A 14027-nucleotide genomic window follows, 5' to 3' on the forward strand; every position below is an offset into this window, starting at 1 on the left:
CGGCGACATCGGGCAAAGAGAACGACGCACTGCCAAAGGGGGCCACGGGCAACGGAGATACTCCAATTCTCAGCATTCTGAAGCGGGCGTGGGGGTCGCTCGTGGTGTGGCGATCGTTGCTCTGGATGGGATGGTCGTCGAGCGGCTCCGCAGCGTTTTCGGCTCCGACAGAATCTTTTCCGCGCTTCACCCCTGGTCAGCCGAAGTTGGGATTTTCGCGCAGAGGCTTGCTCGGCACAAATAGAAGACCTTCCAAAACTCCGAGTTCGACCTCCTTGTTGTGGGCAGGGCCGCCAGGCGCATCTTGTGTTCGACAGGCACTTCTACAGCTGAGGACACCAAACGTTGAGGGTTCAGAGCCGGTCATCGGCGCTAACCCCGGAACGGCGAGGACAGTAGTTGCGCCAATGACAATGATTTTCGGAATCATCAGCGGGATTCTCTCGAATTGACCATTTTGCAATCCAGTGAACATTTTGCTGGGCAGGTCGAAGCTGCGGAACTGAGCGAAAGCCTTTTACTGCTTAACCACGGTTGGGTCGAGCACCGTGGTACACCGTGTCCAGGACTGCACCACCTGATCGGTCGGGTCGTCGATGACTGCGGGTTGAGTGGGCGGGACCTCCGTCAGCAAATCGTTCTCTCGGCAGTAGTCGTCGTTGTAGATGGTGTCGAAGTAGCGCAGCGGACCATCGGGAAAGATTGCGGCAATGGTGGTGCCGGGAGGGTGGGTGCGGGCCGCCCAGCCGGCGACCAATGCCACCGCGCCCACACTCCATCCCCCGCTGGTGTAGTAGGTGCTTGCCAGCGTGCGGCACGCCCACACCGCTTCGGCCGGGGCCACCCAGTGCGCCTCGGCGAACGCCGGGTAGTCGACGTTGCGGGGATAGATACTTGATCCCAGGCCGCGCATTAACCGCTTGGCGGCGGCCGGTTGCCCAAAGATCGTCGAGCCGATGGTGTCTACACCGATCAACTTCAGGTCGGGGCTGGCTTGGCGCAGCACGCGAGCTACGCCGGCCGAGTGACCTCCCGTACCCACGGAGCAGACCAGGACATCAACGCTTCCGAGCTGGTCGAGCAATTCCAGCGCCAGTGATTGATAACTGTCGACGTTGTCGGGATTGTTGTATTGGTCGGGATTCCAGGCGTGCGGGTCGGCGCCCAGTAGTTCGGCCACCCGGGCTTTGCGGGCCTGCTGCCATCCCCCGCTGGGATGCGGCTCGGGGACGATGTCGATGCGTACCCCGTAGGCGCTCAGCATCTGTTGCACGATCGGTTCCATCCCGGGGTCAGTCACCAAGGTCACCGGATGCCCGTACACCTGGCCCGCCAACGCGAGCCCTAGCCCGAGGGTGCCGCTGGTGGATTCGATTATTTGTGCGCCCGGCCGCAATTCGCCGCGGGCCCGGGCCCGTTCCACCATGTGCAGAGCCGGACGGTCTTTCATCCCGCCGGGATTAGCGCCTTCAAGCTTGGCCCAATAGCCGCGGTCATCGGTGCTGAAGGGGCCCGAAATCCACAGCACCGGTGTATTGCCCACCAGGCCGGCGGGTTCGCGATGTTTGCCGGCGGTGACGCCGCACCCAGCCGAATTGAGGTGCCGCCCTTTGTGTGAATTCGGGGTCAGGCCCCCGCTGTGGCGTAGTTCGGCAGTGTCAGTGGACAGCTCGAAGCGTTTACAGGTTGCTATCGATAAGAGATTGTTCATTTATCGTCGCTTTCGCAGGCTCGCCGCAGATGGGCGGCATTAAACGTCGGTCAGCGGTCACCGGCCGTCATGCAGCGCGCACCACGACCTGACGCTGCTCGATCAGCGACGAGACAGGCAGAACCGCCTCAAGAGGTCTTGACCGGCGAGGGCGGCGGGCGGAAATTCGGGTGGCCCCCGGACCGATGCCGCTACCCGACTGGCCAACGAAGCGATGATCGCGACCATTGCCACGGCCACGCCAAGATCCACCAAGGTGGCCCCTGTCCGCGGCAACACCGCGGATGCCAAGACGTCGTGACATTCGGTCATCGACCCACTGAAAAGATGGGCGTGGTTGACGTTGACGGCAAAAGCCCCGCCTACCTCGGAGAGGAGCGCATGGGAGTGGTGGTGGGACCGGTGAGTCTCGGAATGCAGCATGGCGGCGTGGCCGACGAGGGCAAGGAGCGACACCGCGAGGGCCACGGCAATCACCGGTCGCCACCGCGGCTGCCACGGTGCGTTAGCCGCCCGCAGAATGCCTGAAGCCTGGCGGCGATGAGCAATGTCGGAAATTGTGCGAAGCGGCTTTAGTTGCCGACCTAACGATCGGCGGTCGTCAGTAATCCACATTCCACAGGCCGTGACCGGCAGCGAGGTAATCGGAGACGGAGCCATCCGTTCCCACACGAACCTCATACCCCTATAGGGTACAGGTGGGGTGCCGTCCTGGCAATTGGAGACAGCCCCGGTTCGCATTCGCCTCGATGTGCGGGTATCCGCCCCCACTGTTTCGTTCTTACACACAGAACAGCCCGACACTTAGCCGAGGCCCGACCGGCGAGGGACCATCGGGGGCGTTCCAAAACCGGGCACCGAATGATCGCCGCCTCGGATCAACACCTGACTGCGCAGCCACCGACGGAGTACGGCAATGCCGCGGCGCGTCGGATCCCCTGTCCCCATCCTCGGCTAGCACAGATAGGCGTTTCGAACATGTGGCAGTGCGTCGTCCAACTCCGGCCCGGGCTGGTTGCACTAATCGGGTTTCCACGTTCCCGGAACCATCGGCGCCCGCGGACCCTTTCCGAACTCGTCACCGGCCAACGCGGCTAAGCCGGCCGCCCTCGGCTCCCGCTCCTTGCGTGCCGTGCCAGCAAACGCCGGGCTTATGGCGGCTGGCGCGATCGGTGCATGATCCGGGCAAGACGGTGCTGGATCTCGCGGTCACGACCGCACTCGGCGGTGATGCCTGGCTGATGCCGCGCTGGTGCGCGACCAGCCGAGTTGTCCGGCACGCCCGAGTCGGAGTCACCGCGCACCAGCACCGCGCGAATTAGCCTGCCGTCCTACGAATCGGGGGCTTGGGCGCCAGTACGGGCCTCACCGTCGGGATGCCGGCCACCTTGAGCGGGTGGCCGCCGTCAGAGTTCAACGCGGTCGCTACCGCGGCCGAAGCGACTCAAGCATCAACGCCCCTTAGTTGCACGCGCAGTTGACGATCCACCCGCCACCGAGGCGGCGATCAGGGAGGCCTGTGAGCGATGGTGCATGCCAAGCTCAGACAACGGCTGGCAGTCCGATGTTGCGCTGGGCCCGTGAATGAGTCGGTCGATCAAGATTACGCAACAGGTGTGTCACCTGGAGGGTGTTGGCATGCCCGGCATGGAGGACATGCTCGGCATTGGAGGCATTGACGGCATGTTCGGCATCGGAGACATCGAAGGCATGCCGGGCATCGGACTCGTGCCCGGCATCGAGGCGGGCGAGCCCATGCAGGGCATGTTCTTCATATCGTCCTTCATGGTCTTCATCTTGGCTTCCATTGATACACAACAGTCCTTCTTGGCGGGGTGCCAGCTCGAGGGTGCGAACAGCAGAAACAGACCGGCTCCGACGATGAAAATCCCGACGGCGACCCCGGTGATGGCGAGAGTCGGGAACACCCAACGTGATTTGACCGGGCGCGTGTTAGTTCGGTTTTCGGGGCCTGCGTCTGTCCCGGGTTGGTCTGCGGCTGGGTGACTAGGGTCCGACATCGTAATCCTCCTGAGCTACGTCGATTACATCGAATACTGCAGTACTAAGTAGGTCTTATCTCGAGCGTCGAGCGTCGAGCGTCGTGACCGCTGCCGCCAGCCGGCGGGACGTTTGCGTCGGCAGAGTATCGGCGAGTCCAAGGGATCGCCGTCTCACGCAAGAGATCAGCACCGTGCGCCACGCCAACGACCCTGTACAGGGGGGCAGGCCCACATACGAAAGAGCCCCCGTGCCTCGTGGGGCCCAACGACGTCGGTCGCTCCATGCTTGCCCAGCCACCTCCGTGTTCGTGTCGCGCCCGATGCCTGATACAGCGTCACCATTGGCGATCACCCGCCTCCGCTATCTCTGGGACGCGTGCGGTCGAACGCATCGGAAATAGCGAGCGACATCAACGACCTGCGACCACAAGGATATGTCCCGTACTCCATACGTTTCTCTCCGATCGCGAAGGCATCCGGCTCACATGCCGGCACAGCAGGGCGGAGGGAAAATGAGGAGATACATGCCGGCTGCGATGATAAAAATGCCCACTGCGATGCCGACGATAGCGAGGGCTTGATAGAGCCAGTTAGACCGATTCGGAGTGGTGGGTGCGGTGACTGTCATCGGATTCCTTTGAATGGAAGAGGTTTCGCGACATACTATACTACTTAGTAGCTCAGTATGAAGTCATTGTGCGGGACTTAGACGGGCTTCGCGTGGCAAGCCTGCCTGCCTCGACGGCGTCGGCCGCGCAGGATCGCTTCCCGGGCCACACACATCTGGGTTTTCACTCCATGCGCAATGGCGGCATAACTGGCTAGTTGTGGTGCTTGCCGCGGTCGGCAGTATCCGCTGCTGCAGAAGCCGGCACCGCAAAAGAATGAAACCGCAATGACTTACGAGGCCGCGGCTCTGCGGGGCGAAGGTGTCGACGAGTCCGAGCTAACCGCTTTGTGTGTGAAGTCAACGGCTACCGCACGAGTGTGTTCAAAGGCCGACCGCTGGAAATTTGGTCATCCGGCCAGCGGGACGGTGACGAAGTCCAAGGGAGGCGCTGGCACCGACTCGCGAGGCTAGATGCCGCGCGGCGCGGTGTCTGTCATGGATTTCTCCTGCGGGGGTAATGAACACTCTACTGTTCTACGTAGTAGACCAGTAGTCCGGTTCGTGTGCACGTTCAACCACCCATTACGGGTGAGCGGACTTGAGCGGGGCACCGGGCCGCGCTTGGGCCTGGCGTCTGGCCCCCGCACGACAACCCCAACTTCAACAGGGTGATGACCGGTCTGTCACCCATCCGAAGCCTCTGCTTTTAAGCAGAAACCTCCCGTGGAGAGATAGCTTCTACGCCAGTGGGCGCCGCGTCGGCCCTGCAGAGCGGGACACAACGCGCGCACTCCTTGCCTGGTCGGGGGCTGCCGTGCGCGAGCGCGAGGATGCGCTTGCCGCTTGCCGTCAGGCCGAACATCGCGTCGCCCCAGTCTGGAGCTTCAAGGACAGTGCCTGGGCAGTCGGGAAGCCGGTGCACTGTCAGCGCCTTTCGAGAGCAGCCGCTGCGGGCTGCCGCGTGGCAAACCAGGACCTCGGACTTAGCGGTGCTGGTGGAGGAGCCTTAGCTTGCGCTGGTATTCATCATCGTCGATCTCGCCGCGGGCAAAACGTTCGGCGAGCAGACTTTCCGCCCTGCTGAGTCCGGCAGCTGGGGCTGTGCCAGTGCCCTGCAAGGAGAGCAGGTACCGCACTGCAAGTACGACGGCGCTGATCAGCAGCGCCCCGAACACCACTGTCGCCAGGGTCAGCGGGATCGACCCGTCCCATAACCAGTGGCCGCGATGCCACATCATCATCGCTGTTACCTCTCTAACTCGTTGACGGAGCGGCCAACCGTGCGGTTGAAATCGGCGGCGGTCAAAGTCACCGCATGCGACGGCGATAGCGCGTCGCCAATTTCCATACGATTGACCATTTATGGGTCTTCTTGGTCGCCACGGCCACCACTACATCCCGCATAGCAGGACGCCGGACGCGGCCAGTGCCGCTGCCATGACCGGCGCCGTCACCATGACTGCGATGAGACTGATCAGCGCTGCCCGAGCCCTGGCTACCGCGGGGTCCCGCGGGGGCGTCGCGAGCCGTTCGGCGCGTGCCAGCACGGCCACATCGGCGGCCGCGAGGGCCCCGGCTGGGGTCGTGCGGCACATAGTGATCAATCCAGACAGCAACACCGCGGGGCCATGCCGGCGCGCCGAGGCGTCATCGGCGCACATCTCCAGTAGCCGCGACACCTCGCTGGCGCCCTCGCGCATGAGGGTCAGCTTCGGAAACACTGCAGCAAGACCGCGCAACGTGGTGACCACCACCGAGTGGTGCCCAGCGAGGTGGGCCCTTTCGTGGGCAAGCACGGCGGCCAACTCATCATCCTCGAGTGCAGCCAGGGCGGCGCTGGTCACCACGATCGCCGGCGGGCGGCCCGACACACAGTAGGCGGCAGGTTCCTCAGCTTCCACCACCACATACGCGCCTCCGTTGCGATGACCGACCAGTTGCACCGCCGCGGCATGCGCGCAGCCTCGCGCGCGCATCCGCGCTAACGTCCTGGCCAGGCGCACACTGAAAGCCACGGCCAGCGCCAGCGCAGTGGCGATCACAGCCAGCGTGATCGCCGCGACCCCCGCATTGTCACTCACCATGACATGCACCCACGTAAGACAAGAGTGGATGAGCACTCGCGGGTAACTCCAGTGAGTGACCAGATCGATGACGATCGTCCCCGCTGCCGCAAGCCAGCTCAGCAACACCGTGCCGATCGCGACCAACCAGGCCCCAACCCCAAACCGGGGGGCATGTCCGTGCCGGGTCAACACGCGTAAAACGGGCGGCCCGGCGACCAGTATCGTCAGGCTGTACAACAGCAGACAGACCGCGATGCTCACTGTTGACCCGTTTTCATTTCGACAACCGGCGCAGCGCAGCACGCAATCGTGCCGATTCTTCCGGGCCGATCTGTGCAACGAAGTGGTGAAGCACCAGATCGGGGTGACCGCCGCCGTCGAGTGCCTCCCGCATCAGCCGAGCGCTGTGCTGCTCGCGCGAGAGGGTGGGCCAATACTTGTAGGCCTTGCCGTCGCGTTCTCGCCTCAGCCAGCCCTTGGTATGCAGATTGTCCATTGTGGACATCACCGTCGTATATGCGATTGTGCGCTCAGCGGCAAGTTCATCGAACACCTCGCGCACCGTAGTGGGGGCGGCCGGGTCGCGGCCCCAAATGCGATCCATCACCACCGCCTCAAGCTCCCCGAATCCTCGAATCCTCATCATGGGCCTCCCGGGTACCGGTGTCGAGTCCATTCACGTGCTTCTGAGGCGGACCCCCGACATTCGAACAAGATACTTGCTCCGTACGCAGTACTTGTTCCGTACGTAGATAGTAATGCACGATCTACGTACATAGACAGTATGTGTTAGCGCACATCGACTTAGCAACAGAATCTCGGAAACCACATCGGTGGCCGGAGTGAGTACCGCTTGCGGGGGCGAGTCAACTCGAATGGGAAGGCGATGATGAGCTCTCGACCCAAGGAAAAGACGGCGCTACCAAACGGTGTCGACAACAGGAAGGAAACGATCATCACAGGTCGGGTCCTTGACTACTCCGGACAGCCGGTGGGCCGCACGGCCGTGCGACTGCTGAACGCGTGCAACGAATCACCGGGGAGGTCGTTACCTCGGCCGCCGGTTACGTCCGGTTATTCGCTGCGCTGTGAAGCGTGGACAGTGCATGCGTTGTGCCCGAACGGATGTGGAGACGTCGTGGTCGCTCCACCGGCCCGGGGATCCAGCGGGTAGAAGTCAAAGTTTGTGTGTCGGATCCTGCTTCGACTCGCGAAGTGCACGAGCGCACTCGAGCGTGCAGCACATTGCGCCGGCCGCTTCGACGCGGCGCGACTGCGAACGGACTTTATGAACCGAACCGGCGTTTGACTCGTGTCAAGAACAGGAGGTGCTCGAATGGCCAAAGACGCTGGCACAGCGGCTCCCAAAGCCACAGCGATGAGGGCCCGCTACGACGGACACTCTGCTGTCTCGGGGTGCTACGCAGTGTGGCTCACCGGCATGCGAGCCCGCGCCGCGGACGCCCTGTCGGACAAAATCCTGCGAGCATGGCAGTATCCGCAAGCCGTAGGCGAGGCCGAGCGGTCGCCGCGGGAATGGCTGTGCACGGGTCGCGGTCACGATAATCATTGGGCGAGTAACCCGACTCAGGCTGCACGGTATTGGGGTGACGCGATGACCGCGCTGGATCCTATCCGGGCACCTATCACCGCCGAATACCAAATGGCAATAGGTACTTGGCTTTCCACCAACACTGCACCACGGTCCGTCAGCCCGAATATGTGATGGCAAGCGGGAGATCGATTGTCATGATGACGTCGCCACGGGGACTCGGCCCACCCAGTGATCGGGATGTGTCCGCCGATGATAACCACCGCTACGCGACATGGGATGCCGCCTACGTGCTCGGATCGCTATCGGCCGCCGACCGGCGTGAATTCGAGGCGCACATGGCGCACTGCCCGGCATGCCGGGAAGCCATCGCCGAACTGTCCGGCATGCCGGCCCTGCTTTCGCAACTTGAACTCAATAAGCTCGCTGCGATCAACGAGCTCGACCACCCATCCGTACCGAAAATGTCGCCGCAGTTGCTGCCGTCCTTGCTGGCTACCGTGCGCTGGCGCCGCCACCATACCCGGGTGATCGCCTGGACGGCCGCTGCCGCCGCGGTAGTGATCGCGATCAGCGTCTTTATCGGCGTCCACGGCTATTTCACAACCACACCGCCGCCGCAGACGACGTTTTCGGCCCTGCAAATGGCGCAAGTCGGGACAAAGTTGCTGACATCGAAGGTGTGGGTCACCCCGGAGCGCTGGGGCACCTCCATCAACATGAGATCCGACTGTCTGGCTCCGTTGGATGCCCCCCACGACAGGCTGGCGATGGTCGTGGTCGGTCGCGACGGCAGCCGAACCCAGTTGGCGACATGGCTGGCTGAACCTGGCCACACGGCCACGCCCGCCGGCAGCATCTCGACGCGGGCTGATCAGATCGCCGCAGTGCAAGTGGTTTACGCCGACAGCGGGCAAGTGTTGTTGGAGCGCTCGCTGTAGACGCCGCTCAATCGTAACTGTCGCGATACGCCGTCCCATGATTTGCCGACTTCACCAGTCTGCACTCGGCGCCGACTAGAACATTGACGAGTTTTTGTGTCAGCCGACGTCCGCTTCGGCTAATTCAGCCCACTGCCCACGGCGCCAGCGGCGTAGCGGCGGCACCGTTTTGGATCGCCTCCACCGCCGCCCCGTTCGCCTCGACGGCACCGCCCGCAGGGTCAGCGACCGGTGGTGCCGCCGCGTCGTCAGCGGCCGGCGGCTGCACCGCCGTTGTCGGCTCGTCCTGCACCACTGGCCCGGCATTCTGAGCGGCGGTTTCGGCTTCCCGAATCAGTTCGCGGGCTTGCTTTTCGGAAACGTCGGCCATCCGCGCGATCTCGCGCAGGGGCTCCCCCCGATCGCGCATCGCGGCCAGCGCCTGCCCGCACACCACCCGCTGCGCACCCCGGCGGCGCTGCGCATCCTCGCGCAACACCTGCTGGCGCGCCTCAAGCCACCCGTCCACCGCCTCGGCGCGCTCGCGGGCGGAGAAGTACCTTCCCAGATCCTCGACGTTGGCCCGGGTGCGGCGCACCACCTCGTCCTGGGCGGCGCTGGCGGCCTGCCGCGCTGCGCGGCGGGCCGCCTTGCTGATCACTGTGTTCGCCATGGATCACACGCTAAGCCCCACCAACCCCCCAGCGCCGCAACGCAAGCCAAAAATCTTTCCGGCGGCACCCCTAACCAGGCTTCGCACCCGACCACTCACCGCGCACCCGAACGGCACTTAGGGTACCCTAACTTTTTCCTACCGCCGGACATCACACCTCTTGCACTCAGGGTCACGGATTGGTAACGGCCGTTATCTGGGGACTTGGCCGCCCCTAGTTTCAGGCTTGAGGTGATGACGCAGTGATGGGCTTACACAAATTGACCGCCGGCGACGGCTATCTCTATTTAATCCGCCAAGTCGCCGCCTGCGATGCCACCGAGCGTGGCCGGCCCACCCTGGCGCAGTACTACACCGAAAAAGGTGAATCCCCGGGCCGGTGGATGGGCCGCGGACTGGCAGCACTGGCCACCCCGGCCGCCCGTGACGCCTGCGATCCGCTGGTCGCCAAATACTGGACAGTGCAACAAGGTTCGCAGGTCAGCGAAGAGCAGATGAAGGCGCTGTTCGGCGAGGGCCTGCATCCCAACGCCGAACAGATCACCCGTCTTCTGACCACCCTGGGCGCCGGTGCGGCCGGAGCCCGTATGGCCTCACGGCTGGGCCGGCCGTTCGGCGTTCACGGCACCGAAAACCGTTTCCTGACCCGTTTGCGCGAGACCTACCGCGACTACAACCTCACGCTCGGCGCCGAGGTCTCGGCCAGCATCGACCCCGACATCCGGGCAAGGCTGCGCACCGCCGTCGGACAGGAATTGTTCGCCCAAACCTACGCTCGCCCACCGGCAGACGCCCGGGAACTTTCCGGTTTCATCGCCGCCCATTCCCGCGCGGCATCGACCGCGGTGGCCGGCTATGACCTCACCTTCACCCCGGTCAAATCCGTCTCCACACTGTGGGCCATCGCCGCACCCCCGATCGCCGCCGCGATCGAAGACTGCCACCACCAGGCAGTGGAGGAGACCCTGCAATTCCTCGAACAGCACGCCGCGTTCTCCCGCATGGGAGCCGGTGGTGTGGCCCAGGTCAACACCACCGGTTTGATCGTGGCCGCCTTCGATCACCGTGACTCCCGGGCCGGGGACCCTAACCTGCACACCCACGCCGCGGTCAGCAATAAGGTCTACGTCATTGGCCCCGACGAAATAGGGCGCTGGCGGGCCCTCGATGGCGCCACCCTGCACCGCGCCGCGGTCGCGGCATCGGAGTTCTACAACACCCGCATCGAAGCGTTGCTGGTCGAAAAGCTGCGTGTGCGGTTCACCGCGCGAGGGTCCACACGCGGTAAGCGACCGGTCCGTGAAATCGACGGCATCCCCGAGGAATTGAACGAGAAATACTCCTCACGCAGCACCGCGATCGACCACCGGGTGGGCGAGCTGGCCAAACAATTCCATACCGAACACGACCGTGAACCCACCGCCGTGGAGATGCTTGCCCTGTCCCAGCAAGCCACCTTGGAAACCCGCCAAGCCAAACACGAACCCCGCTCGCTGGCCGAGCAGCGCCACACCTGGCGCGTCCAGGCTGTGGAGGTCCTGGGTAGCCAGCGCGCACTGAGCACCATGATCGCCGCCGTCACCAATCACGCACCGGCACAACAGGTCAGCATCACCGAGACCTGGGTGCACCAGCAGGCCGCTAGTGTCATCGACACCGTCTCCGAGCACCGGGGCACCTGGACCATCAACCACGTCCGCGCCGAAGCCCAACGCCAGCTGCGCTACGCCGATCACCCCGGCGGACCCGAGCTGGTCAACCGCATCGTCACCGCCGCGCTGCGCGGGCACAGTCTGGCCCTGACCAGCCACGCTGACACCGACAAAAACGAACCCGCCGCACTGCGCCGCGCCGACGGTTCCAGTGTCTATACCCGCCACGACTCCACCCTCTACACGAGTGCGGCCATCCTGGCCGCTGAGCGGCGCATCCTGGCCGCCGCGGCCCGCGTCGACGGCCGTGTCGTCGACGCGGGCAGCATCGGCCTGGCGCTGCTGGAAGGCCCCGCCAACAACGGCCTGTCCCTCAACGACGGACAAATCGCACTGGTCCGCGAGATGGCCACCTCCGGGGCGCGGGTCCAGCTCGCGCTGGCTCCGGCGGGCACCGGGAAAACCACCGCCATGGCCGTATTGGCCGCGGCATGGCGTACCAGTGGCGGCACGGTGATCGGCCTGGCCCCCACCGCCGGAGCGGCCGAAGTCCTGGCCGAAGACCTTGGTTCGACCACCGATACCATCGCCAAACTGGTGCAGCTCACCGGCACCGGGAGCGGACCACCGGCCCCTGCCGACGATCCGGCGCGACGGTGGTTCGACCGCATTGACTCTAAAACCTTGCTCATCGTCGACGAGGCCGGTATGGCCTCGACTACCGACCTGGACACCCTCATCAGTCATGCGCTGGCGTGTGGGGCCAGCGTGCGCCTGATCGGCGACGATCAGCAGTTGTCGTCGATCTCGGCCGGCGGTGTGCTGCGCGATCTGGCGCAGCGCCACGACGCGGTCACCCTGAGCACCGTCGTGCGCTTCACCCACCCCGAAACCGGGCAGGCCGAAGCCGCCGCCAGCCTGGCGATCCGCGCCGGCGACCCCGCGGGGATCGGCTTCTACATAGACCACGGCCGTGTCCATGTCGGCGCCGACCAACATGCCGCCGACATGGCCTACCAGGCGTGGGCGGCTGACCGTGCGGCCGGGCGCGATTCCATCCTGCTGGCCCCCACCAACGAGCTGGTCGCCCACCTCAACGAACGCGCCCGCCTGGACCGCCTCACCGCGGTCGGCACCGCCGCGAGGCCGCCGTTAGCGTCGGCGACCGTCACGTTGGCCGACGGCTTGACCGCCTCAGCCGGTGACACCATCGCCACCCGCAAAAACGCCCGCTGGATCTCCACCACCAGCCGCGGCGGCTGGGTCAAAAACGGTCACCGCTGGAGGATTCGCACCGTCCACGACGACGGCTCGTTGACCGTCGTCCCGCTACGAGGCCGCGCCACGAGTGTGCGTCTGCCCGCCCGCTACGTCAGGACCCACTCCACCCTGGGATACGCCGCCACCATCAACGCCGCCCAGGGCATGACCGCCGGAGGGCGCGGCACCCACGGCACCTGCCACACCGTCATTTCCGACCGGCTGACCCGCCAACAGCTCTACGTCGCCGCCACCCGCGGACGCACCGAAAACCACTTCTACGGCTCCACCGCAGAATCCGACCCGCACCGCATCCTTGCGCCCAAAGCCACCCACCCCCCCACCGCTGTCGACGTCCTTACGGCCATCCTGGGCCGCGACGGCGCACAGCAATCCGCCCACACGAGCGTGGCCGCCGACGCCGACCCGTTCACCCGCCTTCACCGCGCGGCCGCGATGTATGCCGATGCCCTTTCGACCGGCGCCGAACACCGCGCCGGGGTCACCGTCATGACCGCCATCGACGCCGCCGCCGCCGACCTCGGGACCCGCGTCACCGATGCCCCCGGGTGGCCGGTGCTGCGCCGCAACCTGGCCCTGCTCGCCCTGGGCGGTGCTGACCCCGTCGCCGCCCTCCACGACGCCGCGGCCACCCCGCTCGGTGACGTGATCGATCCCGCCGCCGTGCTGGACTGGCGCCTGCCCATCTGCGGCGAAACCACTGCGCCACAACCCGCCCCGCTGCGCTGGCTGAACCCCACACCCACCGCCCTGCACACCCACCCCCAGTGGGGACCCTACCTGCACGCGCGAGCCGAACTGGTCACCGAACTCGCCGACGCCGTGCGCGCCACCGCCCGCGGGTGGGAGCCTGCCAGCGCCCCGGCGTGGGCGCGCCCACTGCTGGGTCAGCGCACTGCGCTGATGGCTGAAATCGCCGTCTTCCGCGCCGCCCACGGCGTCGATCCGGCCGACACCCGCATCACCGGCCCCGACCAACACCCCAACCGCTCCAAGGTCTTCCAGCACCTGATCCATGCCCGTCTCGATGCCGCCCTCACCCGCACGGGCACCGACGCCGAGCGTTGGCGCGGGCTCGCCGCGACCTACGACCGACATATCACCGCAGACCCGTTCTGGCCGCGTCTGGCCACCCACTTCAACGACGCCGCCCAGGCAGGCGCCGACATCGACACCCTGCTGCGCGACGCCCTGGCCGCGCACGGCCCACTCCCGTCCGAAATGCCCGCCGCCGCCCTGTGGTGGCGCCTGGCCGGCACGCTGGCCCCCCCGTCGCTGGATCGCGCCGACACCACCCTGCGACCGGCCTGGACCCCGCAGCTGCACGCCCTGTTCGGCACGGTCGTCGCCGAAGCGATCATCACCGACCACGCCTGGCCCGCACTGGTCGCCGCAGTGGCCGCCTCGGACTGGCCCCCGCCTGACCTGCTCGCCGCCGCCGCTGAACACTTGCACGACATCAACGCCGAACACCCCTTGCGCCCCGACCAATACGCGCGCCTGCTGACCTACCGCGTCGAGCTGCTCACCCACCACGCCGCCACCCTCGACCCCGAGAT

At 65.4% G+C, this 14027-nt stretch carries 12 protein-coding genes; 5 read left to right on the forward strand and 7 right to left on the reverse strand.

The features are described from left to right. Positions 1–517: 517 nt before the first annotated feature. From AC5Y46_RS15520 to AC5Y46_RS15530, 3 genes are all read right to left on the reverse strand, one after another. Positions 518–1711, reverse strand: a complete 1194-nt coding sequence (locus AC5Y46_RS15520) for a PLP-dependent cysteine synthase family protein (protein ID WP_082993976.1) — start codon at positions 1709–1711, stop codon at positions 518–520. A 102-nt stretch (positions 1712–1813) separates the two neighbouring features. Then, entirely contained in the window at positions 1814–2452 is a 639-nt protein-coding gene (gene lpqS, locus AC5Y46_RS15525) for a putative copper homeostasis (lipo)protein LpqS (RefSeq protein WP_499992057.1), read from the reverse strand. A 279-nt stretch (positions 2453–2731) separates the two neighbouring features. Beyond that, entirely contained in the window at positions 2732–2881 is a 150-nt protein-coding gene (locus AC5Y46_RS15530; protein ID WP_419775661.1) for a PPW family C-terminal domain-containing PPE protein, read from the reverse strand. Here AC5Y46_RS15530 and AC5Y46_RS15535 point away from each other — a divergent pair. Together AC5Y46_RS15535 and AC5Y46_RS15540 are read left to right on the forward strand one after the other, a co-directional pair. Continuing rightward, positions 2839–3033: a hypothetical protein gene (locus AC5Y46_RS15535; protein ID WP_499992073.1), complete on the forward strand. Its 195-nt coding sequence runs from the start codon at positions 2839–2841 to the stop codon at positions 3031–3033. The genes AC5Y46_RS15530 and AC5Y46_RS15535 overlap by 43 nt on opposite strands. A gap of 316 nt (positions 3034–3349) precedes the next feature. Further along, positions 3350–3718: a hypothetical protein gene (locus AC5Y46_RS15540; RefSeq protein WP_156772687.1), complete on the forward strand. Its 369-nt coding sequence runs from the start codon at positions 3350–3352 to the stop codon at positions 3716–3718. Between the two features lie 1589 nt (positions 3719–5307). Here AC5Y46_RS15540 and AC5Y46_RS15545 read toward each other — a convergent pair. The 3 genes from AC5Y46_RS15545 to AC5Y46_RS15555 all read right to left on the reverse strand — a co-directional run bounded on the left by AC5Y46_RS15545 (position 5308) and on the right by AC5Y46_RS15555 (position 7033). Next, positions 5308–5565, reverse strand: coding sequence for an SHOCT domain-containing protein (locus AC5Y46_RS15545; protein ID WP_082993978.1), 258 nt, complete (start codon positions 5563–5565; stop codon positions 5308–5310). Positions 5566–5715: 150 nt separating this feature from the next. Next, positions 5716–6651: a M56 family metallopeptidase gene (locus tag AC5Y46_RS15550; RefSeq protein ID WP_499992061.1), complete on the reverse strand. Its 936-nt coding sequence runs from the start codon at positions 6649–6651 to the stop codon at positions 5716–5718. Positions 6652–6664: 13 nt separating this feature from the next. Continuing rightward, on the reverse strand, positions 6665–7033 hold the full coding sequence (locus AC5Y46_RS15555; RefSeq protein WP_065162217.1) for a BlaI/MecI/CopY family transcriptional regulator: 369 nt from the start codon (positions 7031–7033) through the stop codon (positions 6665–6667). A gap of 246 nt (positions 7034–7279) precedes the next feature. Between AC5Y46_RS15555 and AC5Y46_RS15560 the strand changes: the two genes are divergently transcribed. Beyond that, a complete protein-coding gene (locus AC5Y46_RS15560) occupies positions 7280–7564 on the forward strand; it encodes a DUF1416 domain-containing protein (RefSeq protein WP_172834711.1) in 285 nt (94 codons plus the stop codon). A gap of 575 nt (positions 7565–8139) precedes the next feature. Then, positions 8140–8883 (forward strand): anti-sigma factor family protein, encoded by a 744-nt coding sequence (locus AC5Y46_RS15565; protein WP_499992072.1) that lies wholly within the window; start codon positions 8140–8142, stop codon positions 8881–8883. A gap of 124 nt (positions 8884–9007) precedes the next feature. Here AC5Y46_RS15565 and AC5Y46_RS15570 read toward each other — a convergent pair whose 3' ends face one another. Continuing rightward, positions 9008–9535, reverse strand: coding sequence for a hypothetical protein (locus AC5Y46_RS15570; protein ID WP_499992064.1), 528 nt, complete (start codon positions 9533–9535; stop codon positions 9008–9010). 245 nt (positions 9536–9780) lie between these two features. Between AC5Y46_RS15570 and mobF the strand changes: the two genes are divergently transcribed. After that, a partial coding sequence (gene mobF, locus AC5Y46_RS15575; RefSeq protein WP_499992066.1) for a MobF family relaxase occupies positions 9781–14027 on the forward strand: 4247 nt, incomplete at its 3' end.

It is taken from the genome of Mycobacterium sp. NGS59, from assembly GCF_059812345.1.

What these genes read in the sequence shown, in the direction of transcription:
- AC5Y46_RS15520 (WP_082993976.1), bottom strand. Translation starts at nt 1,711, where the DNA reads ATGAACAATCTCTTATCGATAGCAACCTGTAAACGCTTCGAGCTGTCC.
- lpqS (WP_499992057.1), bottom strand. Translation starts at nt 2,452, where the DNA reads ATGCGAACCGGGGCTGTCTCCAATTGCCAGGACGGCACCCCACCTGTA.
- AC5Y46_RS15540 (WP_156772687.1), top strand. Translation starts at nt 3,350, where the DNA reads ATGCCCGGCATGGAGGACATGCTCGGCATTGGAGGCATTGACGGCATG.
- AC5Y46_RS15545 (WP_082993978.1), bottom strand. Translation starts at nt 5,565, where the DNA reads ATGATGATGTGGCATCGCGGCCACTGGTTATGGGACGGGTCGATCCCG.
- AC5Y46_RS15555 (WP_065162217.1), bottom strand. Translation starts at nt 7,033, where the DNA reads ATGAGGATTCGAGGATTCGGGGAGCTTGAGGCGGTGGTGATGGATCGC.
- AC5Y46_RS15560 (WP_172834711.1), top strand. Translation starts at nt 7,280, where the DNA reads ATGAGCTCTCGACCCAAGGAAAAGACGGCGCTACCAAACGGTGTCGAC.
- AC5Y46_RS15565 (WP_499992072.1), top strand. Translation starts at nt 8,140, where the DNA reads ATGATGACGTCGCCACGGGGACTCGGCCCACCCAGTGATCGGGATGTG.
- AC5Y46_RS15570 (WP_499992064.1), bottom strand. Translation starts at nt 9,535, where the DNA reads ATGGCGAACACAGTGATCAGCAAGGCGGCCCGCCGCGCAGCGCGGCAG.